A 26,895-nucleotide genomic window follows, 5' to 3' on the forward strand; every position below is an offset into this window, starting at 1 on the left:
AACGTCCGGTTGCCTATTCAGCTTTAATATGATCGACACACCCAAATCCTTCACGCCGCACCGACCCGAAGACCGCAGGGCGATGCTGAATTTCATCGGCGTGGATTCTATCGACGACCTGCTCACCGGCATCCCGAAAGACCTCCGGCTGCAACGCACCCTCAACCTGCCCGACCCGCTTCCCGACTGGGAACTGGAAAAGCACCTGCGCGATCTCGCCGGTCGCAATGCCACTGTGCACACGCACCTCAATTTCATCGGCGGCGGCATGTACGATCATCACATCCCGGCGGTGGTCGATGTCTTGGCCGGCCGCGGCGAATTCCTCACCGCCTACACGCCGTATCAGCCGGAGATGAGCCAGGGCCTGCTGCAGATCCTTGCCGAATACCAGGAACAGATGGCGAAGGTGATGGGCCTGCCCATCGTCAACTGCTCATCGTACGACGGGGGCACGGCGCTGTTCGAACTGGGCTGGATGGGCTGTCTCGCCTCCGACCGCGGTGAAGCGGGGGTGCTGTATGCGGATTCCATCTGGCCGCAGTGGCAGGACATCATAAAAAGCCACCTCGCGCCGCGTCGCGTCGCCCTCGATAGGGTGAAACACGAGGCCCAAAGCGGACGGCTCGATTTGAAATCGCTGGAAGACAAACTGAAATCCGAACGCCCCGCCGTGTTCCTGTTCCAGACACCCAACCGCTTCGGCGTGCTGGAAGACATCCCCGCGATCGTGAACCTGTGCCGGGCGCACGGGGTGCGGGTCGGCATGTCGTTCAACCCGTTTCTGAGCGGGCTGTTCCCCACGCCGGGATCGTTCGGTGTCGACTTCGCCAGCTGCGAGGGGCAACCGCTGGGCATCCCGCTGTCGGCGGGCGGCCCCAGCCTGGGCATCCTCGGTTGCAAAAAGGAGTACCGCAAGTTCATGCCCGGGCGGCTGGTGGGCAGGGTGGCGGACATCTACGGCAACCCGGCTTACGCCCTGGTGTACGAAGACCGCGAGCAGCACGTGGCCCGCGAAAAAGCGACCAGCAACATCTGCTCCAACCAGGCGTGGTGCGCGCTCCGTGCCGTGATCTACCTCAGCCTGCTGGGCGAAAGCGGTTACGGCCGCCTGGCAAAAATCATCGCGCACAAGACCGATTACCTGATCAAACAGCTGACCGCCCTTCCCGGTATCGAACGCGCCCACACCGGGCCGGTGTTCAATGAGTTCGCCTTAAAACTTCCCAAACCCGCGGACACGGTACTGGACGCCCTGCGCGAAGAAAAGATTTTCGGGGGACTCGCCATCGACGACACACCGCACGGCGAACTGTTATTGATCGCCGTCACGGAAACCAAATCCCGGCAGGATATGGATCGCCTCGCCCAAGCCCTGAAGAAGGTGTGCTCATGATTCCTCATCTGACCGCAAAGAGCCGGCCGGGAATCGGCGGCAGTTGGGTGCACGACCTCGAATTCGAACAGGAGGACACCGCCTGCCTGTTTCCCGGCATGCCCCTGCGCGACGAACCTCTCGGCCTGCCGGAAGTCTCGGAGATTGAGATCGTACGTCACTTCATGGAACTGAGCGCACACAGCCACGGGGTGGACAACGGTCCCTACCCGCTCGGTTCCTGCACCATGAAGTACAACCCCAAACGCAACGACGCCATGGCGAACCTGGACGGCTTCCGGGGCGTCCATCCCCTGCAACCGGTGGACACCATGCAGGGCATCCTGGAACTGCTGTACAACCTGCAGGGGTTCATCGCGGAGTTGATGGGCGCGGACGCGGTCACACTGCAACCGTCGGCGGGCGCGCAGGGGGAGTTGACGGGCCTGCTCATCATCAGAAAGTATTTCGAGAAGAAAGGCGAGGACCGCCGCGTCATCCTGATCGCCGATTCGGCGCACGGCACCAATCCGTCGTCGGCCGTCATGGCGGGCTTCGATTGCGAGATCATCCCGACCAACGACGCGGGCATCATGGACCTGGACGTGGTCCGCGAGAAAATGAACGAACAGGTCGCGGGCATCATGCTGACCAACCCGTCCACGCTCGGCCTGTTCGAGGAGAACATCGCCACCATCGCCGAGATCGTTCACGCCAAGGGCGGGCTGCTGTATTACGACGGGGCGAATCTCAACGCGCTGATGGGCATCGCGCGGCCGGGGGACATGGGATTCGACGTCATGCACCTCAACACGCACAAGACACTGTCCACGCCGCACGGCGGCGGCGGACCGGGGGCGGGACCCTGCGCAGTGAAGGCGTTTCTCGAGGAGCACCTGCCGGTACCGCGCATCGCAAAGTGTGAGGACGGCACGTACGTGTTCGAAAGCGACCGGCCGCATTCCATCGGCCGTCTGAAATCCTTTTACGGTCACGTGGCGGTGATGATCCGCTGCTACTCTTACATCCTGTTCAACGGACCGGAAGGGCTGAAACAGGTATCCGAGGACGCGGTGCTGAACGCGAATTACTTTCAGCAGAAACTGCGCGACATTTTTCCTCCGATCTATCCGAAACCCTGCATGCACGAATGCCTGCTGTCGGGAAAAAACCTGCCGACCACGCCGTACAACTTCGCCAAGCGGCTCATCGATTACGGCGTGCATCCGCCGACGCTGTTCGGCGCGGGGTGCGTGTATTTCCCGAAGGACCTCGATCACGCCATGCTGATCGAACCGACGGAAACGGAAACCAAGGCCAGCCTCGACCAGGTGATCAACGTGTTCCGCAAGGTGTATCACGAATCGTTCGCCGACGCGGAGTATGTCAACACCGCGCCGCATTCCGGGCGCACGCGCAAGATACCGGAAGGCTCGCAGGCTTTGGACGACTGATGTTTTTAAAATTTTCACTGAGGTAACCAGTTTATTTTATGTGTGGACTCGCCGGAACCATAGGCACCAGCAATCCCGATCCGAAACTCGTCGAGAAGATGGTCGAGACCATCATGTACCGCGGCCCGGACGAATGGGGCGTGAAGAAGCACGGACCCGCCGTGCTGGGCCACGCACGGCTCGCGGTCGTCGATCCGGAAAACGGCCACCAGCCGATGTTCAATACCGACGGCACCGTCGGCGTCGTCTTCAACGGTGAGATCTACAACCACGTCGCCCTGCGCGAGGAACTCAAGAAAAAAGGCTACGTATTCAAATCGCGCTGCGACACGGAAGTGCTGGTCCACCTGTGGCGGGAGGAAGGCGAGGCCATGCTGCAACGCCTCATCGGCATGTTCGTGTTTTTCCTGTGGGACGAGAAAGAACAGCGCGGCGTGCTGGTGCGCGACCACACGGGCATCAAGCCGTGTTACGTCACGGAGCACGACGGCGGCTGGGCGTTCTGCAGTGAGATCAAGGGACTGCTCGCGCTTCCCGGGGTGAAAAAGGAAATCAATTACAACGGTCTCGTGCGCATGTTTGCGCTCAACTACTGCCCGCCGCCGGACACCTGCTTCAAGAACATCCACCACCTCGAACCCGGCACTTACTGGCATTTCGACAGCGAACTGAAAATCACCAGGCACCGCTACTGGGAATGGCCCTTTTTCGACGACCGCCACACGCCCGACTTCGACGAGTTCGCCGCGCTTCTGCGCGACGCAGTGCGCATGCAGAAGGATTTCGACGTGAAAGGCGGGCTGTACCTGAGCGGCGGCATCGATTCCTCCGTCGTCGCCAAATACCTGGTTGAGCAATGGCCGGGCAAACTGGAAGCCATCGGCCTCGACTTTCCCGTCGAGGGCTTTTCCGAATACGCTTACTCGCGACTGGTCGCCGATCAGCTGGGACTGGGATTGAAACCGGCAATGATCGATCACACCCTCATCCCGGAGCTTGCGGAAAAGGTCATCTACCACACCGACCAGCCGCACGGCGACTTCTCGTTTTTCCTGTTTTACCTGCTGGCCAGCAAGGCCCACGGCGAAGACAAGATCGTCATGTTCACCGGCGACGGACCCGACGAAACGCTGTTCGGCTTCAACCACAACGTTGAATTTTTCCAGAACACCACGCGCACCAACTTCGCGCTACGCGCCTACTACAACGTCATCTGCTACATGGACGATCACCTGCGCAAACGGCTTCTGCGTGACACGGTTCACAAGCACACCCAGGATCCGTTCGATTACTTTGAAAAGAGCATCGAACCGTGGCGCGACCTGCAACCGATCGAGCAGATCATCGCCTACGAATGCACGCAGTTGATGCCGGGCAACAACCTGGTGAAGGGCGACCGCATGGGCGCGTGCTGGTCCACCGAGGGCCGTTCGCCGTTCATGGACCACCGCGTCATCGAGCTGTTCACCCGCCTGCCGGTGACCGAGAAGATCGACCGCGGCATCGGCAAGAGCTATCTCAAGAAACACGCGGCGGAAGTGTTTTCCAGGGAATTCGTTTACGGCAAAAAACGGATGCCGACCACGCCCATCGGCAACTGGCTGCAGGACCCGCTTTACAACTGGGCGCGGGGACTGCTGGCGGGCACCAATGACGATCTCATCAACACGCAGGAAGCGGTGAAACTGCTGGAGGAACACCAGGCGGGGAAGGCCAACCACACACGCCCGCTTCGCACGCTTCTCATGACCGCCCTGTGGCTGAAAACCTTTTTCTAATTTCCATCTAAACCGGACCCTTTCATGCTCAGTGAATCCATCAAGAAACACAAAACCGAATACCTTTTGGTGAGCTTCGTCGACCTGTTCGGCGTGATCCGCTCGAAACTGATTCCCGCTTCCAAGGCGAAAGAGGCCGAGAAAGCCGGTGCGGGGTTTGCCGGGTTTGCGGCGCACCTCAACCTGACCCCCGCGCACCCCGACATCTTCCTCATGCCCGACGCCAAAACGTTCACACCGATGGCCTGGCAGCCGAACGTGGCGTGGATCACCGGAGACCTGTATATGGACGGCGAACTCATCGACCACGCGCCGCGCACGGTCTTGAAGCGGGCGATGGCCGCCGCGGGCAAAAAGCGGGTGACGATGATGACGGGCGTGGAGGCGGAATTTTTCCTGCTGGCCCCCGACGGTTCCCGCATCTCCGATGAATACGATCAACTCAGCAAGCCCTGTTACGACCAGCTCGCGCTCATGCGGCGTTTCGACTTCATCAAGGAAGTGTGCGACGCCATGCAGGGGCTCGGCTGGGAGCCGTACCAGAACGACCACGAGGACGCCAACGGCCAGTACGAGATGAACTGGCATTACAGCAACGCACTGGAGACGGCCGACCGGCACGTGTTCTTCCGCTTCCTCACCAAATCCGTGGCGGAGAAGCACGGCCTGCGTGTGAGCTTCATGCCCAAACCGTTCAACACGCTCACCGGCAATGGCTGTCACACGCATTGCTCGCTGTGGGACGCATCGGGAAAGAAGAACCTGTTCCTCGACAAAAACAATTCGCACCAGCTCTCGGAAAAGGCATACCAGTTCATTGCCGGTGTCCTGCATCACGCACCGGCCCTGTCGGCGCTGACCAATCCCACGGTCAACAGTTTCAAACGGCTGAACGCCAAGACCACCGAATCCGGCGCGACCTGGTCGCCCAACGGCATCTCCTACGGCGGCAACAACCGGACGCATATGATCCGCATTCCCGACGCCGGGCGGTTTGAGTTGCGCCTGCCCGACGGCGCGGCGAATCCGTACCTCCTGCAGGCGGGCATCCTGACGGCAGGGCTCGACGGCATCGAGAACAAATTGGACCCCGGCGTGCCGCGCCACGAAAACATGTACGACGTGTTCACCAAACTCAAGGTCAAGAAACTTCCCGCCACCCTTTACGACGCACTGGCGGCGCTGGAGAAAAACCGCGTGTTCAAGGCCACGCTGGGCAACGGGTTCGTTGACAGCTACCTGAAACTCAAACGCGAGGACTGGAGCCGCTACATGAGTCAGGTGAGCGAATGGGAGCGGCAGTCCACACTGGATTGTTGAACCAAAACCTATTTAAAAGGGCAGGTATCCGTGGCAGCGTTGCTGATATTCGGAGGCGGGGGACACGGCAGGGTGGTGGCGGCCATCGCAAAGCATGTGCAGAAGTGGGACCGCATCGCCTTCGCCGACGACCGGCATATGGAACTGAAACGCGTTGCCGACTTCGAAGTGCTGGCGGGATTCGATGATGCCGCCGGGTGCCTGAAAGAGTTCACGCATTTTTTTGTCGCCATCGGTGACAACACCCGGCGCCTTCAACTGATCAACCAACACCGCGAAACCGGACACACCGCCGCCACGCTGGTGCACCCCACCGCGTGGGTGTGCGCATCGGCCACCGTCGGCGAGGGCACACTGATCGGTCCGCAGGCGGTGGTCCACACCGGGGCGCGGGTCGGCATGGGATGCATCGTCAACACCGCCGCGACGGTCGATCACGACTGCGTGCTGGAAGACGGCGTGCACCTGTCACCGGGGGTGCATCTGGCAGGCGAGGTGAAGGTGGGACGGGAAACCTCCGTCGGCGTCGGTTCCTCCGTGTCCAACCGCATTGACATTGGCCGCAACGTCGTAATCGGTGCCGGATCGGCGGTGGTCGAACCGATTCCCAACAACGTCACGGCGGCAGGCGTGCCCGCACGAATCCTGAAACAAACATGAGCACACAACCTCCACGCATTTATCTGTCGCCGCCGCACCTGGGCGAACATGAACGCCAGTTCGTCGAAGAAGCGTTCCAGTCGAACTGGATCGCGCCGTGCGGCCCCAACCAGGAAGCGTTCGAAAAGGAGATGGCGGAATACGTCGGCGCACCGGGGGCGGTGGCGCTCTCCTCCGGCACCGCAGCGATTCATTTGGCCCTGCGTCTTTGCGACGTGAACCCTGGCGATACCGTGTTCTGTCCGTCGCTCACCTTCGTGGGTTCCGCCACGCCGATCAAATTTCTGGGAGCGGACCCGGTGTTCATCGACTCCGACCCCGCAACGTGGAATCTGTCGCCACAGGCGTTGGAGCGCGCGTTGAAGGAAGCGGGGCGACAGGACCGCATACCGAAAGCCGTTATCGCCGTCAACCTGTACGGCCAGAATGCCGACATGGCCGCGATTCAGAAAGCCTGCGACAAGTACCGCCTGCCCGTGATCGAGGACGCGGCGGAATCGCTGGGGGCCACCTACCGGGGCAAGGCCAGCGGCACGCTCGGCAAGTTCGGCGTCTATTCGTTCAACGGCAACAAGATCATCACCACATCCGGCGGCGGCTTGCTGGTCTCCAAAGACACTGCCGCCCTCGACAAGGCGCGCTACTGGGCGACGCAGGCGCGGGATCCCGTCCTGCATTACGAACACAGCGAGCTCGGCTACAACTACCGGATGAGCAACGTGCTCGCCGCCATCGGTCGCGGTCAGTTGAAGGTGCTGGACGAGCGCATCGCCCAGCGCCGCGCGGTGTTCGAACGTTACCGCACCGCACTGGAAGGGGAACACGGGGTGAGCTTCATGCCGGAAGCCGGTTACGGCGCGTCAACACGCTGGCTCACCGTGCTCACTCTCGACCCCGGCGCGCCGGTGAAACCGCACGACATCATTTCTGCGCTGGACAGGGAAAACATCGAGGCCCGTCCGGTTTGGAAACCCCTGCACCTGCAGCCGCTGTTCAAGGGGTGCACCTACTACACACACGCCGACGACTGCAATTTTTCGGAAGATGTGTTTTCGCGTGGACTCTGCCTGCCTTCCGGCTCGAGTCTTTCCCCATCCGACCAGGACCGCATCATCGATATCGTGAAGTCCGTCCTGAAACGGGCTTGAGCCCGGCTCCGCCACCGAACACCCTTGCTTCACGCCGTATGGCCCATTGAAATTCGATTTGTGCATCCACGCAAAACTCTTTAACCTGTCTTCATACCTGCATTCCACAAATTCGAAGAGGAAGGGCCCCATGCGAACATCTGCCGCCTCCGTGCTGGCGTTTCTGTTTTCCTTCATTGGCTTTTGTCTTTCATTCCCCCCAAGCCTAGCCGCCGCACAGGGCAAACCACTGGAGGTGATGCGCATCACGCCCAGCGGAACGGATGTCCCCTCCGGCCGCCAGATCGTCATCCAGTTCAACCGTCCCGTTGTTCCACTGGGCCGCATGGAGCGCACCAAGGAAGAAGTGAAGGTCGGCGTCCATCCGGAACTCAACTGCCAGTGGCGGTGGCTCAATACCAGCGCGCTGGCGTGCCAACTGGGCGAGGACGACAAACTGCAACCGGCGACGCAGTATGAAATCACCGTGCACCCCGGAATCCAGGCCGAGGACGGGGCAACAATCGAAAAGCTTTTCATTCACCGCTTCATCACGCACCGCCCGCGTGTGCGTTACGCATGGTTTCAAACGTGGAAGGCGCCCGGCTGGCCGGTGATGCGCATCACCTTCGACCAACCCGTCACGCAAACATCGGTGGCCGAACACCTGTATCTGCTGGGCGAGGGCAACAAACGTCAGCGCTATCCCTTGACCGTCGAACCGGATCCCAACGACCGCCAGCTTCCGGTGATCGTGCCCATCCCGGGTGACAAGGGATTCCTGCATCTCGACCGACCGCCCAATCAGAAGAGCGACGACCAGACGACGGTGAAAGACGGGGTCGAGGCCCGGCGCGTGTGGCTGGTACAACCGCAGAAGGAACTGCCCTGGGATGCAGACGTGTTCCTGAACATCGAACCGGGACTGGTCTCGGCCCTCGGACCCGAACCCGGCGCCACCAGGCGCACGGTGAAGAAATTCCGCACGTTTCCCGAGTTCCGCTTTATCGGCGTCTCCTGCTGGAACAATGAGAACAGGCAAATCATCATCGATGACAACACTGCGTTGTTGCCCAGATACAAATGCAATCCGTTGCGTGGGGTTTCCCTCACTTTCAGCGCTCCGGTTATCAACCAGGAAATCAAGCAGCATGTGACGTTCGTTCCCGACCTCGCCGGCGGCCGGACCGATTACGATCCCTGGGCCAACGCTTATGATCACTCGCGCCTGCGCCGTCCGCACCGCAAAGGCCGACACTACGACGTCAACCTGCCAGAGGCATTGAAAGCGGCGCAGGAGTACCGGATTAGTTCGAAGGGTGCCACGCTGAAGGACGAATTTGGACGCGCTCTTCCGAAGGGATTCGACCTGACGTTCTACACCGATCACCGCAATCCGGATTTTCATCTCGAGCACACCACCGCCACACTGGAAAAACAGGAGCAGACCGAAGTGCCTCTGGTGGTCACCAACCTGAAAGACATCACGCTCAAATACAAACGGCTGACCGCGACCGACCGCAAGGACAACCTGGTTCATAAAGTGAAACCGGACGATGCGGAAGACATCGCCTACGCCCTGCCGCTCGACGTACGTGGCGCGCTGAACGGCAAGAGCGGCGTGCTGTACGGTCACCTGGATACAAAACCCGACGTCTCCAAACCGACTTACCAGCGCACCCTGCTGGCGCAGGTCACGCCGTTCGGCGTGCACGTCAAGATGGGTCATTACAATTCTTCCGTGTGGGTGACGGATCTCGCCACCGGCCAGCCGGTGCCCGACGCGCACGTCATGATTTACAAGGACAAGATCGCCGACCTCTCCGCCGACAAACAAATTCTGAGCGACGCGTTGACGGGGGACGATGGACTCGCTCTTCTCGACGGCACCCACAAACTCGATCCCAAACTGAAAGCCATGGGTTACGGCTGGTACGACGACAACCGGGAACGCCTGTTCGTGCGCATCGAACGCGGGGAGGACATGGCACTGGTGCCGCTCGACGACCAGCGTTTCGGTGTGGATTCCGGACGGGTGTCCAACTACGAAGCCTACCCCAGCATGCAGAGGCAGTACGGTCACATCCAGACCTGGGGCACCACCGCGCAGGGCGTGTACCGCGCGGGCGACACCATCCAGTTCAAGCTGTTCGTACGCGACCAGGACAACAAGAAACTGGTCGCACCGCCGCTCAAAGGCTACCGGCTGGAAGTGCGCGACCCGATGGGCAAAAAGGTTTACGAGCAGAAGGACATCACACTGTCGAAATTCGGCACGCATGCAGGCGAGTTCACCGTACCCAAATCCGGTGCGGTCGGCTGGTACGAGTTCCGCCTGCAGGCCAAATTTTCCAAATCGCTGTGGACACCGCTGGAGGTGCTGGTCACCGACTTCACGCCCTCGCCCTTCCGTGTCAGCAACTCCCTGAACGGCGAAGCATTCGAACCGGGAAGTGAAGTGGAAATCACGACGCTGGCGCGCATGCACGCTGGCGGACCCTACGCCGACGCCCCGGCACGGCTGACCGCCACGTTGCGAGAACAGACGTTTTATTCCAGGCATCCGCGCGCTAAAGAATTCCGGTTCACTGCGGAAGGCGGCCATTATTATCAGACACTCACCCTGTATCAGAAAGAAGACGCGGTGGATGCCAAAGGCGATCTTCTGAGTGCATTCAAAATCACCGACCAGAACGTGGAGACTATTTTTTACGGCACGCTCAGCGTGGAAAGCGCGGTGAAAGACGACCGCGGCAAGTTCGTGGCGTCGATGACCTCGGCGAAGTTTCATGGACGCGACCGCTTCGTCGGCCTGCACAGCCCGAAGTGGCTCTATAAGGAAGACGAACCGGCCAACATCCAGTACATCGTGGTCGATGGCCACGGCGAGCCGGTCAGCGGCACGCCGGTTTCGATCAAAATCGAGCGGCACGTCACCAAGGCCAGCCGCGTGAAAGGCGCGGGCAACGCCTACCTCACGCAGTACACACATTCGTGGGAACAGGCCGGCACGTGTGAAGGCACCCCGTCGAAAGAAGCGAACATCTGCACGTTCACGCCGCAGGACCCGGGATCGTACCGGCTGACGGCGACCATCACCGATACCAAAGGCCGCACGCACACGGCGAGCCTGCGCACCTGGGTGGCTGGCAAGGGCCGGGTCGTGTGGGCGGAGGACAACACCAACGCCCTGCAGCTGATCCCCGAAAAAGAAGAATACAAAATCGGCGACACGGCGCGCTTCCTCGTGCAGAACCCGTTTCCCGGCGCGAAGGCGTTGATCTCCGTCGAACGCTACGGCGTCCTCAAGCAATGGGTGACGACCTTCGACACGGCGACGCCGGTGGTCGAGTTTGAAGTGGAACCGGATTTCCTGCCCGGATTCTACCTGTCGGTCCTGGTGGTGTCGCCGCGCGTGGAGAAACCTCTGGATGAGACCGGCGTCGACCTCGGCAAGCCGACCTTCCGCATCGGCTACAGCCGCGTTCCCGTCAAGGATCCGTACAAGGAACTGGTGGTCACCGCACGGACAGAGAAAGAACGGTACAAACCGCGCGACACCATCAAAGTCGCGCTCAACGTGAAACCGCGATTCGACGCAGGCGACCGGCCTTATGAACTCGCCGTCGCCGTGCTCGATGAAGCGGTGTTCGATCTGTTGCAGGGCGGCCGCGATTACTTCGATCCCTACAAGGGGCTGTACCACCTGGGGGTGCTCGATCTCAAAAACTTCAGCCTGCTGACCCGCATCGTCGGACGGCAGAAGTTTGAGAAGAAGGGAGCCAATCCCGGCGGCGACGGTGGCGCGGACCTCGCCATGCGGTCGCTGTTCAAATTCGTCAGTTACTGGAATCCGGCACTCACCCCCGACGCCGAAGGCAACGTGTCGATCGAGTTCGAGGCGCCGGACAACCTGACCGGATGGCGCGTGCTGGCGTTCGCGGTGACGCCGGACGACCTCATGGGCCTGGGTGAAGGCACCTTCAAAGTCAATAAGGAAACCGAACTGCGTCCCGTCATGCCCAACCAGGTGACCGAAGGCGACGCCTTCAACGCGGGCTTCAGCGTGATGAACCGCACCGACAAGGCACGCGACCTCACGTTGACCATCCAGGCCGAAGGTCACATCGACACAGGAAAAGAAACCCAGACCACACAAACGGTGCGCCTCGAACCGTTCAAACGGCAGACGGTGTTTCTCCCCATCACCACGATCCACCTGCCGCAGACCCGCGATATCGAAAAAGGCGAGGTTCGTTTCCGTGTGACCGCAGGGGATGACACCGACCGCGACGGCCTGATTTACAAAACACCCGTTCTCAAACGGCGCTCGCTGGAAACGGCCGCCAACTACGTCTCCACCATCCTGCCGCATACGGAGGAATCGATCGCGTTCCCGAAAAACATCCACCCGGATGTGGGTTCGGTCGGCGTGGTGCTTTCACCCACCGTCATCGGCAACGTGGCCGGGGCTTTCGAGTACATGCGCAACTACGCCTACATCTGCTGGGAACAGGTGTTGAGCAAGGGCGTCATGGCGTCGCACTACCTGAACCTCAAAGACTACATGCCCGCCGATTTCAAATGGGAGGAAGCGGACGCGGTGGCGCGCGACATGCTGAAGTCGGCGGTCAACTACCAGGCCCCGAACGGCGGTATGGTGTATTACATTCCTCAGGACCGCTACGTGAGTCCCTACCTGAGCGCCTACACGGCGCTGGCGTTCAACTGGATGCGGTCGGCGGGTTATGAAGTTCCGTCGCACGTCGAGGAAGCTCTGCATAAATATTTAAAACGCCTGCTCAAGCGCGACGTGCTCCCCACGTTTTACAGCAAGGGCATGGCCTCCACGGTGCGTGCGGTGGCGCTGGCGGCGTTGTCGAAACACCGTAAGGTGAGGAAGAAGGACATCGAGCGCTTTCGGCCCCACATGCCGTTCATGAGCCTGTTCGGCAAGGCCCACTTCCTGCAGGCGGCATTGAATGTGAAAAAGACACTGCCCGTCGTGGAGGAGGCTCTCGATGCCATCTTGGCGCATTCGACGCAGAGCGGCGGCAAGTTTGTGTTTTCGGAAACGCTCGACGACAGCTACGCGCGCATCCTGGCTTCACCGCTCCGCACCAACTGCGCCATCCTCTCGACGCTGACGCAGACGGCGGGGCATTCCAACCTGAACAAGAAGCTCGGCAACGCGCCGTTCAAGCTGGTGCGCTACATCACGCAGACGCGCGGCCAGCGCGACCACTGGGAGAACACGCAGGAGAACATGTTCTGCATGAACGCGCTCATCGACTACAGCCGTGCCTACGAGCAGACCGACCCGAAATACCTGGTCACCGCCCTGATGGACGGCAACAAGCTGGGTGAGCATGAGTTCAGGGACAAACGCGATCCCTCGGCGACGCTGACGCGTCCCATACAGCAGGGCGACCCCGGCCGCAAGACGCAAGTCGTCATCAAGAAGGAGGGCATGGGGCGGCTCTATATTTCCACGCGCCTTCAGTACGCGCCTCTTGAGGAACACGCCGAGCACATCAACGCCGGCATCGAGCTCCGCAAGGAGTACGCGGTGGAGCGGAACGGCGAATGGGTGCTGCTGAACGATGGCGATAAAATCAAACGCGGCGAACTGGTGCGCGTCGATATTTTCCTGTCGATCCCCGCGGCACGCAACTTCGTGGTGGTGGACGATCCGGTGCCCGGCGGACTGGAACCGGTGAACCGTCAGCTCGCCACCGCCTCCACCGTCGATGCCGATAAAGGCACATTCAAGGCGGCGGGCGGTTCGTGGTGGCTTCAGTACTCCGACTGGCGCTCGTACAACTATTCGCGCTGGAGTTTTTATCATAAGGAACTGCGCCACGACGCGGTGCGGTTTTACTCGGATTACCTCATGCCCGGCAATTATCACCTGTCCTACGTGGCGCAGGCCATCGCCACCGGGAAATTTCTCAAGATGCCGGTGCACGCGGAGGAGATGTACGATCCCGATGTGTACGGCAAAGGCGTCCCGTCGCACCTGATCGTCGAGGAGTGATCTGATGCGCTGGCCTGGTCGATCCGGACGGTTTCGATGGACGATCGGCGGTGCGGCCGTCCTGGTCGCGGGCGCCCTCGCGCTGTTAACGGCCACGGCAATTTCGACCACCTACGTTGAGAAAACCTTCCGTTCCGTGCAGGCAAAAACGCAGGAGCGGATGCAAGTGACCGACCGCTTCGGCGCGCCGCTTCGCGTCACTTACCAGACGCGGTGGAATGCGAACGACACCTTACCGCTCCACGCCGTTCCCGAATTTCTGAAACGCGCCTTCGTCGTCTCCGAAGACAAACGGTTTTACCAGCACGGCGGCATCGACTGGCTGGCACGGTTGCATGCCGCATGGCAGAACGTGAAGGCGCTCGACACCGTCCGCGGCGCCAGCACCCTCACCGAACAGGTGGTGCGCATCCTCCATCCCCGCCCGCGCACGGTGTGGTCGCGCTGGCTGGAAGGATTTGAAGCCCGGCGGCTGGAGAAGTCGTTCACCAAATCCGACATCCTCGAACTGTATCTCAACCAGGTGCCGTACGCCTCGCAGCGGCGCGGCGTGGCGCAGGCCGCGCATTATTACTTCAACCGCGACCTCGACACCCTCACCAAAAGAGAAATGCTGGCGCTGGTGGTGCTGGTGCGTGCGCCGTCGCGATTCGATCTCTACCGCGACCCGCAGACGGTGAATGCCGCCATCGGGCGGCTCGCCCGCACATTGCACGAACAGGGCGTGCTGACCGATGCGGAAATCAAACAGATCCACGCTGAGACTTTCAAACTGGAGTCACCGTCACTACCGGTGGAGGCGACGCATTTCGTGCGGCACGTCACGACGCAGTCCGCACAGCAATGGCAACCCAGCCTGCGCACCACGCTGGACGGCGCGTTGCAATCGACCATCCAGACCCTGCTCGACCAGCGGCTGGTGCAACTGAAACGCCGCTCGGTGCGTCATGGCGCGGTGCTGGTGGCCGACCACACCACCGGCGAAATCCTTGCGTGGGCCGTGGCGGGCGAACCGGATGAAATCGTGCCCGGCAGTTTCATCGATGCCGTCACCACGCCGCGCCAGCCGGGGTCGTCGCTGAAACCCTTTGTGTACGCGCTGGCGCTGGAGAATGGCTGGACGGCGGCCACGCGGATTCTCGATGCGCCGCTGGCGGAATCGGTGGGCACGGGCCTTCACTCTTACCGCAATTACAGCCGGAATTTTTACGGACCCGTGACCCTGCGCAACGCCCTCGGCAACTCGCTCAACATCCCCGCCGTGCGCGCGGCGAAGTTCGTCGGGGTCGACAACTACCACCGCTTCCTGCAGACGCTCGGGTTCACCACCCTGGACGAGCATCCGGATTTTTACGGCGACGGCCTGGCGCTGGGCAACGGTGAAGTGACGCTGTACGTAATGGTGCAGGCATATGCGGCTTTGGCCCATGGCGGGGTGTGGCGTCCGTTGACGCCGTGGATGGACGATCCCGCGCCGCGTGAAGAGAAGCGCGTGGTGTCGGGTCCGGTGGCATCGGTCATCGCAAACATTTTGTCCGACCCCGAAGCGCGGCGGCTGGAGTTCGGCGCGGGCAGCGTGCTGAACCTGCCGGTGCAAACGGCGGTGAAGACGGGGACGTCCACCGACTACCGCGACGCGTGGGCGGTGGGCTTCAACGACCGCTTTACCGTCGGCGTGTGGATGGGCAACCTCGACCAGAACCCGATGGAAGACGTGACAGGCTCGACGGGTCCGGCCCTCCTGCTGCGCTCCGTGTTCGCCGAGCTCAACCGGCATAGAGAAACGCGCCCGCTTGCGATGGACCCGCAGCTGGTGCCACGCGACCTGTGCCGCGAACCGGCGGGCGAGGTCATGAAAGTCTCTCTGGATGATCAATCCGCCTGCCGCTGGGTGACGGAATGGTTCGTGCCCGGAACCGAACCGGAGGATGTGGAAGCGCGACCCTACCGCGAGCGCGAGGTGAAATGGATTCAACCGGTGTGGGGACTGCGGATGGCGATGGATCCGCGCATCCCGGACGAACACGAAGCGTTCGAGTTCGCCATCCAGGGCGTGGACGACACCGACACGGTCGAATGGATGTTGAACAACACGCCGCTTGCGGTCACGGAAGGCGGCAAGTATTTATGGAATCTTGAGCGCGGACGGCAGCACCTCACCGCCACCATCCACAAACCCGCCCAGCCCACACCGCAAACGCTTCAGGTGGTTTTTTACGTGAAGTGAAAAATCAGATTAGCCACAGATGCACACCGACCCGGCCGGGAGCGCCCCGCCACGCGGGGAGGGTACGTGCTGATACCCGATGGGCAAACGATGACCTGTGGGCGCAAGTCGATGGGCTCCCCCTTCTCCGAAGGGGGTTGGGGGGCTTTTTCCTTCAGGTTCTCATCCTGAACGTAGTGAAGGATGACTCTTTCAAAGATTCTTGTCGACGTATCGAAATCCTTCGCTGACGCTCAGGATAACGGCGGAAGAATCCCCCTAGCCCCCTTTACAAGGGGGGACCGATCGATCTTCCGCTCGCGTTTATCCGTGTTCATCTGTGGTTCAAAAGTTTTACTTCTTCAAAAACTGGTCGATGTGCTCGAAGCAGCGGTCGATGTCGGTTTCATTGTTGTAGAAGTGGGGAGAGAGGCGGATGAGTCCGTCGCGGATGGTGAGCGACACGTTGGTGCCGGCAAGAAATGTTTTCAGTTTTTCGAGATCGCAATTGAGCGTGAACGAAACGATGCCGGAACGTTCGCCGGGTTCGGTGGAGTTGACGATCTTGCCGCCCCGCTGTTTGACGCGTTCCATGATGACGTCGCCCAACCCCTTCACCCGTTGCTCGACATTGTCGATGCCCACCTCCAGCAAAACATCCAGCGCCGCGCCGAACGCGAAAATGCTCATCACGTTGAAACTGCCTTCCTCGAACCGGCGCGCGCCGGGACGGAACGTGAAGTCGTAATTCAGGTAGTCGTTGGCATTGACGACGCTGTCCCATCCCACCACCGCCGGATAAACGTTCTCCAGCACACGCTTCGAGATGTAAAAGCCACCGAGGCCCTCGACGCTCAACAGCCACTTGTGGCCGTCGGCGGCGAGGAAGTCGATGTGGTCGCGTTTCACGTCCATCGGCAGAACGCCCAGCGACTGGATGGCGTCGACACAGAAGTAGATGCCCTTTTCTTTGCAGAACGCGCCGATTTGATTGAGGTCGTTGCGAAAGCCGCTGTTGCACTCGACGGAAGACACCGACACCACGCGCGTTCTGTTGTTCACCTGCGCCGCGATCTGCTCGAACGGCACGCGGCCGCGCACCGATTTCACCCAGCGCACCTCGACGCCGAGGCGTTTCAGGTTCATCCACGGATAGACGTTGGCGGGGAACTCGATGTTGGGGATGACGACGTTGTCGCCTTCCTTCCAGTCGATGCCGTTGGCGACGATGGAGATGCCTTCCGACGTGTTCTTGACGAACGCCACTTCGTCCTCGTCGGCGTTTATGAGCTCGGCAAAGCGGGCGCGCACGCGGTCGGTTTCCACCATCCACTGCGGATAATACGCGGTGCCGTTTTCGCTCGCGTCTTTGAGGAAGGCGGCGACGCGGTCCTGCACCCGTTTCGGCAGGGGCGCGACCTTTGCGTGGTCGAGGAAGATGCGGTTCTGCGTGACCGGAAACTCGTCACGCCATTGATCCCAATCCATAACCATCCTTGAAACTGGTTAAACCAATAAAAGAAATTTAAATAACAGTTGCACACACCCGGCCAGGCCGGGAGCGGGCATTAAGGATAACAGAATATTCGAGAGGATACAGGGGAGCTCATAATGACTCTTCTATTTTTTCTTAATGGGTCATCCTTCACTTTATTCAGGATGACGTCTTTAAGGAAAAAGCTTCCCAGCCCCCTTCGGAGAAGGGGGAGCCCATCGACTTGCGCTCACCGATCATCGTCCGCCCGCAACGCAGTAGCCCGTTTCCTCCCCACGCAGTAGTACCCGCTCCCTCCGGGCATGGCCCGGTCAGTCCTCTTCATGGCTGGTGGCGCGGAGGATGGAGCGGAAGCCGTACTTGGTGCGGATGCGGTCGATGCCTGCATACAACGTTTCGCGTCCGGCACTGCGCGCAGGCGTGTCGAACAGGTCCATCTGCTGAGGGGCTTCGTGGGTGAGCGACGTCAACCCGACGCCGATCAGCCGCACGCGCGTGCGCCGCGTGAACAGTTTGCGGAACAGGTCGACAACGGTCGCGAACAGGATGTGGTCTTCGCAGGCGGGCGCGGTGAGCGTGCGCGAACGCGTCACCGTCTTGAAATCCGAGTAACGCAGTTTGAGCGTCACGCACCGGGCGCGCAGACCCTCGGCGCGCAGTTGCCCCGCGGCTTTTTCCAGCAGGTAACTCAGGATCGATTCCAGATGCCGCGGGTCGGTGGAGTCCTCTTCCAACGTGGTTTCGCGGCTGATCGATTTCGATTCCTCGCGCGGCTGGACGGGCGAGTGGCTGATGCCGCGCGCCTTGTCGTGCAACTGCGCTCCCCATTCGCCGAACACCTCTTCTAAAAATTCAAGAGGCAGCGCTGCGAGGTCGCGCACGGTGCGGACGCCCAGGCGGCGGAACTGCTGCACGCTTTTGGGACCGATGCCCGGCAGGGTGCCGACGGGGAACGGCGCGAGGAAGCGCGCCGCCTGGTCCGGCAGGATGCGGAAACAGCCGTTGGGCTTGGCGAAGTCCGAGGCGACCTTCGCCATCAGCTTGTTGGCGGCGATGCCGATGGAGGCGTTGATGCCGACGGTATCGCGGATTTCATCGTGCAGGCGCTGGGCCGTTACCATGACGGGGCCGTGCAGCCGCTCGCACCCGGTGAGGTCGAGGTACGCTTCATCGAGCGACATGGGTTCGACGAGCGGCGTGTAGCGTTCGAGGATGTCGAAGACGCGCGCCGAGAACTCGCTGTAGCGCTTGTGCGCACCGCGCAGGAAGATGGCGTGCGGGCACAGCCGGCGCGCACGGGCGATGGGCATGGCCGAGTGCACGCCGAACTTGCGCGCCTCGTACGACGCGGCGGCGACAACGCCGCGGCCTTCCGGGTTGCCGCCGACGACCACCGCCTTGCCCTTGAGCGACGGGTCGAGCACCTCTTCGACGGAAACGAAGAAGGCGTCCATGTCGATGTGCAGGATGGTGGGGGTCATCACTCATTTACCGCGGACCACGTCCGGAGGAAACGGATTGAATTTGGAACGGGCCTTTCGATCATCGTCCGCTCCCAAGGCATTAGCTAATTTGCCGCGGGCCACGCCCGCTAGAATTTGCGGAGGACGCCGACAACCACGCCCTGGATCTGGAAGTCGCCGTCCTTGACGAGGATCGGCGGCATGGCGGCGTTGGCCGGTTGCAGGCGGACGTGATCCTGCTCCCGGTAAAACCGTTTCAGCGTCGCCGAGTCGTTGTTCACCAGCGCCACCACCGTCTCGCCGTTCTTCGCCTCACTGCGACGTTCGACAATGACGTAGTCGCCGTCCTGAATATGGTCGTCGATCATCGACTGCCCCCGTACCTGCAGGACAAACAGGTCCTTCCCCTCCGGGCTGGGCAGGAGCGGCATCATCTCCTTCGCCTCGAACACCTCCAGCGGACGGCCCGCGGCGATGGTGCCGAGCAACGGATACTCCGGCGCGCGCGGCGTGAGGTCCTCGACCAGCTCGATGGCGCGGCTCTGGTTCTGCTGGCGGCGGATGAGGCCTTTCGCCTCCAGGTGACTCAGGTGCTTGTGCACCGTCGCCGGCGACGACAACTGGAACTGTTTGGCGATCTCCATGATACTGGGCGCGTAACCGCGCTGGCGGATGTGATGCTCGATGAACTGATGGATTTCCTTCTGCCGCCGGGTGAGATACATGCAATACCCCCTTACTAGAATCAAACCCATACTAGGCGAAACTAAATCGAAAATCAAGATCGTTGATTAACGCCATATATTCAAAGATTAAGGCTTTCCCGGCGGACCGCCTGTGCTACACTTGGGCCACCATGGGTCAGAAATGCAAAATCCTGTTTTTGTGCACCGGAAACTCGTGCCGGAGCCAGATGGCGGAGGGCTGGGCGCGCCACCTGAAGGGCGACGCCATCGAGGCGCATTCCGCCGGAGTGGACCCCAAAGGCCTGAATCCGCTGGCCGTCAAAGCCATGCGGGAGGCGGGGGTGGACATCTCCGGCCACGCCTCCAAGCACGTCGATAACGTCATGTCCGTGCCCTTCGATTATGTCGTCACCGTGTGCGGTCATGCCGACGCCACCTGCCCGTCGTTTCCCGGCAAGGCACAGGTGGTGCACCGCGGTTTCGACGACCCGCCGCAGCTGGCCGCCGACGCGAAAACCGAAGAGGAAGCGATGGTGCATTACCGCCGCGTGCGCGACGAGATCAAAGCCTGCATCGAAACCCTGCCGGAGAGTTTGCATTGCCCATAATCCCGCACAAGGTGTTTTACTGGACGTGCCCGTTGCCGCTCCTGTTGTTCGGAACGTTCTGGTGGTACGTCAACCAGTTCGAGGGCTGGGGCCAGTGGGCCGCGGCGCCGATGCTCATTCTGCCCATCGCCTTCAGCTTCCTGGTGTCGAGCTGGGGGGTGGTGCTGATCGTGCAGGAACGCCTGCGCGAGCAACCCGTCACCAACCTGGTGCTGGGTACCCTGGTGGGGGGATCGGTGGTCCTGCTCGCCATCGTCCGCTGGCTGCACATGGAAGTGACGCAAAGCTTTTAGATCGAGGAGGCCCCCATGCTCCGCCGATTCCAACCGCACCGACCTTGCCTTCTCCCGTACCTTCTCGCGCTGGTTTTCAGTGTCACCGGCATCCAGCCCGTTGCCGCGCATAAAGAAGAACAGATCAAGATGGTGGTGGTGGGCGACACCGGCATCGGCGAACGCGCCTACCGTCCGGGTTTCGATGCGGTGGTCTCCGCCATGCGAAATGAAGACGCCATGGTCCTATTGCACCTGGGCGACTTCGTCTACCAGGGTCAACTGTTTCCCGATACCTGCCCCGACCGTTACATTCACACCATCAAGCAGACGCTGGCCGCGCCGTTTCCGGTGCGTGTGTTCGTTGCCGGGGACAACGACCTGCCGCCAGTCAAATGGAAACCGAAGGCTTCCGGTTGCTGGGACCAGATCGTACCGATGGCCACGCCCTTCGATTCCTTTAAAGGCCAACCCGGACCCGGTGCGCGCGAGGGCGTCATGAATCTCGAACTGGCCCTGATGGTGGTGCTCGATGCGTACGACTGGAAGGACCCGACCCCGTGGCTGAAGCCGCTGATCGAGAAAGCACGGTCGAAACACCAGTGGGTGATCGTGGCGCTCCACGAACCGGCGCTCACCACCGCGTGGTACGAGGAAAAGCGGCAGACGGTGTTGAAACAGATCAACGCGCTTTCGCCCGACCTCGTCTTCGCCGGCAACCAGCATTCCTACGAGCGGTTTTATCCTCTGGGTGTGCCGGATAACTACGGCAACCTTCCGTTTGTGGAGAAGTCGGATTACCTGCAGGGCGAAGGGGTGACGCACATTGTGGCGGGAGGCGGTGGGGCGACCTTCAAGCCGTTCGCCGACCTTTCCGGCAGGGACAAAAACGCGGCCCCGCCGGAGGTGAAGCAGGCCCTGGCCAAACGGGCCCTCATGTTCCATTACCTGACTGTGGAAATGGACGACCACCGGTTGACGGTCCACACCTTCCGCGTGTGCACGCCGGAGTCGGCGAAGGGGAATCCCCGCTGGCGACCCAATATGAAGGTGTGGAAGACGGTGCCCCTGGAATGCGACGGACAGCCGCCGGGGGTGACGCTTTACGATACGGTGACGATCCGCAACCCGTGAGCGGGAGCGATCAGACTTTCTTGCCGAGGAACGCGTCCACTTCGTCGATGGTGACCTGCACGTCTCTCGCCGAGGTGTCCAGCATTTCCTTTTCTTCGGCCGTGAGGTCGAGCTCGATGATCTTGGTGATGCCGTTGTAACCCAGTTCCACCGGCACGCCGAAGAAGATGCCCTTCCAGTTGTATTCCCCGTCCAGGTAGGCCGTGCAGGGCAGGATGCGTTTTTTGTCCTGCAGGATGGCTTCCACCATTTTCACGACCGAGGCCCCCGGTGCGAGGAACGCACTGCCGTTTTTAAGCAGGCCCACGATCTCCGCGCCGCCCTTGCGGGTGCGGTTCACCAGGCGCTCGATCTGGTCGGGTTTCATCAGGTTGGTGATGGAGATGCCGGAGACGGTGGTGTAGCGCGGCATCGGCACCATGGAGTCGCCATGCCCGCCCAGCACCATGGCGTCCACGTCCACCATCGAGCAGTTGAGTTCCAAAGCCACAAACGTGCGGAAGCGGGCCGAATCCAGCACACCCGCCATGCCCATGACACGTTCCCGCGGCAGGCCGGAAATTTCCTTGGCCAGGTACACCATGGCGTCGAGCGGGTTGGAAACGACGATGATGATGGGGTTTTTGGAATACTTCATGATCTGCTCGGTCACGTTCTTGACGATCCCGGCATTGATTTTGAGCAGGTCGGCGCGGTCCTGGCCCGGCTTGCGCGGCACGCCGGCGGTGATGACCACGATGTCGGAGTCGGCGGTGTCCTTGTAGTCGTTGGTGCCGACGATGAGGCTGTCGAATACCTGCAGGCAGCCGGACTGTTGCAGGTCCAGCGCCTTGCCCTGCGGCATGCCCTCCACGATGTCGATGAGAACGACATCGCCGAGATTTTTGAAAGCGGTCAACTGGGCGACCGTGGTGCCCACCTGCCCGGCGCCCACAACGGTGATTTTTTTACGCATCGTCCGAAATCCTTATTCTACGGAACCACGGAATCAATAAGGTGGGGACGACTCCTGCGGGCCCCACAGCTGTTGTTTACCTGTAAAACGGTCCGGAACCGGAAGCTGCCCGGTCCCCGTTTCCAATCCAAAGGCCGATCCGTTGAATCCGGAACCGGCAATTCCACACTTCGCGTGTCCTGTTTCCGTCGCCCCCGGCCTCCTCCTTCGCTTCGTTGGGCAACAAACACACCCGGTTTGTTATCTGAACGGAGGGAAGGGTCCAGCGAACTTCTGCAAATCGGCCCCTGGACGAAAGAACGGTATGAACGGACAAGACCTGACGTGTAAGCCTGACACGCTTGAATGAATGGGGTAAACTAAATTATAAGGCCCCCTTTGTCAAGCAAATTTGGCCTTCCGGCCGGGCCCTCGGCACGCAGAATCAACCACTTCCAGCGGGCCCCCGCAGCCCTGAAAATGACCGCGCCGGAAGGCGTGCAAGGCCTCTTGATTTATGACGCACAACGAATCCCGTTTCATGCAACCCGTCCGGCCCCCTTCGCCGGCTCTTTCGGAATCAACGGTTTTCCCTTTTCCCCATGATGCAAATCGTTTATAAATCCAACCTTTGGTACGTGACGCCGCCGCCCCGGGCGGCAACGACCGCGCCGTCCCATCCGAACCGCACGGGTCTTTCATGAACGAGATTTCCATACAATTTGAATTCGGAGCGGATTTCGCCCAACTGGAGGCGATTCCCGAAGACCCCCGTCAGCGCTCGGCGTACTTTCAGCGATTCAAGGCCTTCCTCAATAAAAGCCGCGACAAGATCAAAGCCTGGCACCGCTCCGGCGCGGGCGGCCGCGAGGTGATCCAGGCGCACTGTGGCCTGATCGACGAAACCATCAAGCACGTGGTGCTGGCCATCGACGGACTGGGGCCGTTCCGGGACGAAACCCTGGCCGACCGCTTTGCTCTGGTGGCGGTAGGGGGATACGGACGCGGCGAGCTCAACCCCCGTTCGGACATCGACCTGCTGTTCCTCCTCAACAAGAAGATGGACAGGAAGCTCGATGCCTTCATCCAGGAGGTCATCTCCGTTCTGTGGGGCATCGGCCTGGAGATCGGCCACAGTTGCCGTACCCTCAAGGAATGCCAGTCCCTGGCGCGGGACGATTCCACCGTGCGCACCTCCATGATCGAGACGCGGTTTCTCATCGGCGACCGGGCCCTGTACGGCAGGCTGTGGGACACTGTTTACAAAAACGTGCTCAAAAAGCACGCCCAGGACTACCTGGACACCACGCTCCGCAAATTCTTCTCCCGCCCGGACGGCGGCGAAGGCGTCACCAGCCATCCGGAGCCCGACATCAAAAACGGTCCCGGCGGCCTGCGCGACTACCACGTCGCCATGTGGGCGGTGGCGATGTGCTTCGACGGCGCGTCTTTGAGCGAGATGAACCGCGACGACATCCTCGACGCGGACGAGTTGCAGACGCTCAAGAAGTCGGTCAACTTCCTCCTGCGGGTGCGCAACGAACTGCATTACCTGACGGGCAAGAAAGCCGACGTGCTGACGCGTTCCATCCAGATGGACCTCGCCCATCACCTGGGGTATGAGGGCGGCGGCACGGTGGCGGTGGAGCGGTTCATGCGCGACTACTTCCGTCACGCCACCCACATCCACACCATCTCCGAAGCGGTGTTCCACCGGTGCCTGGAGTCGCGTCCCCTCATCCAGAAAGTGATCACCACCTTCCAGCAGAAAAAACTGGGCCACGGGTTTTTCGCCTACAAATCGCAACTGCGCGTGGCCGACCACGCCGACGATATTTTCGAAAAAGACCGCTCGCTTCTCCTCACTGCGTTCACCCTGTGCCGCGACCATAAATTGGAACCTGGAGCGCATCTCAAGCGCCTTGTCCGCCTGAACAAACATTTTCTGGACGAGGACTTCATCCGCGGCCGGCAGGCCATCACGTTCCTGTTCGACCTGCTGCGGTCCAACCAGGCGTTTCCCCAGTTGAGGCAACTGCACGAGGCGGGGGTGCTGGGTCAACTGCTTCCGGAATTCGAGGAGTCGCTGTTTGAGGTCCATTACGATTTCTATCACCGTTACACGAGCGACGAACACGCCCTTCGCATGGTGCGGTTTCTGGAAGAACTGAACACCTCAAAGGAGACCAACCTGGAAAAACTCAAACAGGTTTATACCGGGCTTCCCGACCGCAGCATCCTGAAGCTGGCGTGCCTGCTTCAGACCTTCGGCAACCGGCCGGAAGATCTGGATGGAGTCGACCAGAAAAGCCCGCTCACGGAAGTGGCCCAGCGCCTGCAATTGACCCCGAAACAACAGGGCACGCTGCACTTTCTGGTCAAGAACAAGAACATGATGAACGAGCTCGCGTTCCATCACGACATCCATCATCCCCCCACCATCCGCGAGCTGGGCAGGCTGGCAGGTCAGCCGGAACGGCTGGACCTCCTTCTCTTGATGAGTTACGCGGACCTGCGTGCGGTGGCGCCAGAGACCTGGACGGAATGGAAAAACATCCTGCTCACCGAGCTTTACCACCGCACCCGCAACTACCTGGTGCGCCCGGAATCCATCGACGAAAAACCCAAGGCCACGCGCAACGCCGTGTACAGCCTGCTGGCGGACGAGTTCGACCGCACCGTCATCAGCGACCATATGGGGACGATGCCGGAAGATTATTTCCTGACCGAGTCCTCGGAGGACATCGCCGACCACATCCGCCTCATCCAGGGCATGGGGGAGCGGCCGTTCAGCCTGAAGGCGACGTATCACGAAAAAGGGGGGTTCTACAACCTGGTGGTGGCCGGGCCGAGCGACATCCACCTGTTTAAAAACCTGGTCGGTACCCTCACCGCCAAGGCAATGAATATTCTGGGGGCGCAGATTTTTGCCGGCAACGGCGGCCTGACCATCCTCATCATCCAGGTCAGCGCGCGCAATATCCAGAACGCATACGACGACATGCCCGCCGTCTGGCGCGAGGTGGAAGACAACGTGATCCGCATTCTGGAACGCAAGGTCACGCTAAACGAACTCCTGCGAACCCGCACGCGTTTCCACAAACGAAGCGGGGAAAACGAGGGCATCGAGCCCAAAATCCAGATCGAAAACTTCCCGGAAGACCGCTTCACCCGCGTTCGAATCGATGCACGCGACCACCCCGGCATGCTGTACAAGATCGTCTACACGCTGGCGCAGTTCGGCATTGAGCTGCACCGGGCGAAGATCGCCACCCGCGGCGGGCGCGGCATCGACATTTTTTCCGTGTCGCTGCGCGGCGGCAAAATCCTGTTCCAGCCGCTCATCCAGCGCATCAAGGAACAGATCATCCAGAGCCTGCTGGTGGAAAAACTGGAGGAGCTTCCCTGAACCGGATATAATGACGGACCTGTATGGAGGCGTTTTCCAAAGACGATCTCCCCGGCCTGAAAACCCTCTCTGAGGAAGCGGGCTGGGAGCACACGCAAGCCGACTGGGAAGCCATCCTGGAGTCCGGATACGTGTGCGGTGAGCGGGACCAATCCGGCGCTCCCACTGCCTGCGGTGCGCTGTTCGACTACGGCCCGGCCCTGTGCACCCTGGGCATGCTGCTGGTCACTCCGTCCCGGCAGAAAAAAGGCGTAGGCCGAAAAATCGTCGAACACCTTCTCGACCGGCGCGAACCGAAAAACAAACCGGCCATGCTGGTGGCCGGAAGCCGCCTGAAAGAATATTACGAAAAACTCGGCTTCCGCGAGATGGAACGCATTCATAAACTGGAAGCGCCGCCCAAAACCTCGCCTCCCGTTTCCACCTTTTCCCTGCAGCAGAGCATCCAGCCTTTGAAGGAACAGGATCTCGTCCCCGTGCTTTCGGTGGACCAGCAGGTGGTGGGCGCGGACCGGTCGCAACTGCTCCGCATCCGCTACCGGCAGACGGAAAAGACGCTCCGCATCACCAACCCGCAGGGAACCCTGCTGGGGTACGCGATGGGCGTGAAGCAGGACAAGCAGTTGCTCATCGGCCCACTCATCGCCTTCAACCGCTTCTCGGCAATCGACCTGCTCTCCGCGCTGATGGCGGACCACAACGGCGGACCGGTGCGCATCGACGTCTCCAGCCGGCGCGAAGACCTGGTGCAGACCCTGCTGGACGCGGGCTTCAAGGAACTCGACACCCAGCCGGTGATGGTGAAAGACGCGCCGTCGCTCCCCGGCAAACGCGATCACCTGTTCGCCCTCGCCTCCCAAGCGTGGGGATAGGGAGGGAACCGGCCCCTTTGAGGCGGGGAAACCTGTTTTTCCTTCGAAATAAAAAGCCGTCCAGG

Annotated in this window: 17 protein-coding genes; 13 read left to right on the plus strand and 4 right to left on the minus strand. The window is 61.0% G+C overall.

From position 1 onward, the window contains the following. The first annotated feature begins 28 nt into the window (after nucleotides 1-28). The 8 genes from gcvPA to ACTRXA_RS05830 all read left to right on the plus strand — a co-directional run bounded on the left by gcvPA (nucleotide 29) and on the right by ACTRXA_RS05830 (nucleotide 15,978). Nucleotides 29-1,396 carry an aminomethyl-transferring glycine dehydrogenase subunit GcvPA gene (gcvPA, locus tag ACTRXA_RS05795; RefSeq protein WP_442426259.1) on the plus strand — a complete coding sequence of 456 codons (1,368 nt, stop codon included), beginning with the start codon at nucleotides 29-31 and terminating at the stop codon, nucleotides 1,394-1,396. Then, entirely contained in the window at nucleotides 1,393-2,829 is a 1,437-nt protein-coding gene (gene gcvPB, locus ACTRXA_RS05800; RefSeq protein WP_442426260.1) for an aminomethyl-transferring glycine dehydrogenase subunit GcvPB, read from the plus strand. Before gcvPA ends, gcvPB begins: the two co-directional genes overlap by 4 nt. A gap of 38 nt (nucleotides 2,830-2,867) precedes the next feature. Next, nucleotides 2,868-4,607: an asparagine synthase (glutamine-hydrolyzing) gene (gene asnB, locus ACTRXA_RS05805; protein WP_442426261.1), complete on the plus strand. Its 1,740-nt coding sequence runs from the start codon at nucleotides 2,868-2,870 to the stop codon at nucleotides 4,605-4,607. Between the two features lie 24 nt (nucleotides 4,608-4,631). Continuing rightward, nucleotides 4,632-5,927, plus strand: a complete 1,296-nt coding sequence (gene glnT, locus ACTRXA_RS05810; protein ID WP_442426262.1) for a type III glutamate--ammonia ligase — start codon at nucleotides 4,632-4,634, stop codon at nucleotides 5,925-5,927. Nucleotides 5,928-5,957: 30 nt separating this feature from the next. Beyond that, nucleotides 5,958-6,587 carry an acetyltransferase gene (locus ACTRXA_RS05815; RefSeq protein WP_442426263.1) on the plus strand — a complete coding sequence of 210 codons (630 nt, stop codon included), beginning with the start codon at nucleotides 5,958-5,960 and terminating at the stop codon, nucleotides 6,585-6,587. Then, nucleotides 6,584-7,735, plus strand: coding sequence for a DegT/DnrJ/EryC1/StrS family aminotransferase (locus ACTRXA_RS05820; protein WP_442426264.1), 1,152 nt, complete (start codon nucleotides 6,584-6,586; stop codon nucleotides 7,733-7,735). The genes ACTRXA_RS05815 and ACTRXA_RS05820 overlap by 4 nt, the downstream gene beginning before the upstream one ends. A 130-nt stretch (nucleotides 7,736-7,865) precedes the next feature. Further along, entirely contained in the window at nucleotides 7,866-13,751 is a 5,886-nt protein-coding gene (locus ACTRXA_RS05825; RefSeq protein ID WP_442426265.1) for an alpha-2-macroglobulin family protein, read from the plus strand. Nucleotides 13,752-13,755: 4 nt separating this feature from the next. Further along, entirely contained in the window at nucleotides 13,756-15,978 is a 2,223-nt protein-coding gene (locus ACTRXA_RS05830; protein ID WP_442426266.1) for a transglycosylase domain-containing protein, read from the plus strand. A 333-nt stretch (nucleotides 15,979-16,311) separates the two neighbouring features. Here the strand turns inward: ACTRXA_RS05830 and ACTRXA_RS05835 are convergent, their stop codons facing one another. The 3 genes from ACTRXA_RS05835 to lexA all read right to left on the minus strand — a co-directional run bounded on the left by ACTRXA_RS05835 (nucleotide 16,312) and on the right by lexA (nucleotide 19,640). Then, entirely contained in the window at nucleotides 16,312-17,445 is a 1,134-nt protein-coding gene (locus tag ACTRXA_RS05835; RefSeq protein WP_442426267.1) for an aminotransferase class V-fold PLP-dependent enzyme, read from the minus strand. Between the two features lie 318 nt (nucleotides 17,446-17,763). Further along, nucleotides 17,764-18,933: a DNA polymerase IV gene (dinB, locus tag ACTRXA_RS05840; RefSeq protein WP_442426268.1), complete on the minus strand. Its 1,170-nt coding sequence runs from the start codon at nucleotides 18,931-18,933 to the stop codon at nucleotides 17,764-17,766. Nucleotides 18,934-19,043: 110 nt separating this feature from the next. After that, a complete protein-coding gene (gene lexA / locus ACTRXA_RS05845; RefSeq protein ID WP_442426269.1) occupies nucleotides 19,044-19,640 on the minus strand; it encodes a transcriptional repressor LexA in 597 nt (198 codons plus the stop codon). A gap of 131 nt (nucleotides 19,641-19,771) precedes the next feature. On the opposite strand from lexA, the gene ACTRXA_RS05850 reads away from it, so the two are divergent. The 3 genes from ACTRXA_RS05850 to ACTRXA_RS05860 are packed head-to-tail and all read left to right on the plus strand — an operon-like array spanning nucleotide 19,772 to nucleotide 21,615. Then, nucleotides 19,772-20,209, plus strand: a complete 438-nt coding sequence (locus tag ACTRXA_RS05850; RefSeq protein ID WP_442426270.1) for an arsenate reductase ArsC — start codon at nucleotides 19,772-19,774, stop codon at nucleotides 20,207-20,209. Further along, entirely contained in the window at nucleotides 20,200-20,502 is a 303-nt protein-coding gene (locus ACTRXA_RS05855) for a hypothetical protein (RefSeq protein WP_442426271.1), read from the plus strand. The genes ACTRXA_RS05850 and ACTRXA_RS05855 overlap by 10 nt, the downstream gene beginning before the upstream one ends. Before the next feature lie 15 nt (nucleotides 20,503-20,517). Beyond that, nucleotides 20,518-21,615 carry a metallophosphoesterase gene (locus ACTRXA_RS05860; RefSeq protein WP_442426272.1) on the plus strand — a complete coding sequence of 366 codons (1,098 nt, stop codon included), beginning with the start codon at nucleotides 20,518-20,520 and terminating at the stop codon, nucleotides 21,613-21,615. Between the two features lie 10 nt (nucleotides 21,616-21,625). Here the strand turns inward: ACTRXA_RS05860 and mdh are convergent, their stop codons facing one another. Then, entirely contained in the window at nucleotides 21,626-22,570 is a 945-nt protein-coding gene (gene mdh / locus ACTRXA_RS05865) for a malate dehydrogenase (protein WP_442426273.1), read from the minus strand. Nucleotides 22,571-23,180: 610 nt separating this feature from the next. Between mdh and glnD the strand changes: the two genes are divergently transcribed. Both glnD and ACTRXA_RS05875 read left to right on the plus strand, forming a co-directional pair. Beyond that, a complete protein-coding gene (gene glnD / locus ACTRXA_RS05870) occupies nucleotides 23,181-25,958 on the plus strand; it encodes a [protein-PII] uridylyltransferase (protein WP_442426274.1) in 2,778 nt (925 codons plus the stop codon). A gap of 23 nt (nucleotides 25,959-25,981) precedes the next feature. Continuing rightward, the gene (locus ACTRXA_RS05875) at nucleotides 25,982-26,830 is read left to right on the plus strand and encodes a GNAT family N-acetyltransferase (protein ID WP_442426275.1); all 849 of its coding nucleotides are present in this window, start codon (nucleotides 25,982-25,984) and stop codon (nucleotides 26,828-26,830) included. Nucleotides 26,831-26,895 lie beyond the last annotated feature (65 nt).

Origin of the sequence: Nitrospina sp. P1_D6, from assembly GCF_052156615.1 — a bacterium.
Taxonomy (GTDB): Bacteria; Nitrospinota; Nitrospinia; order Nitrospinales; family Nitrospinaceae; genus Nitrospina.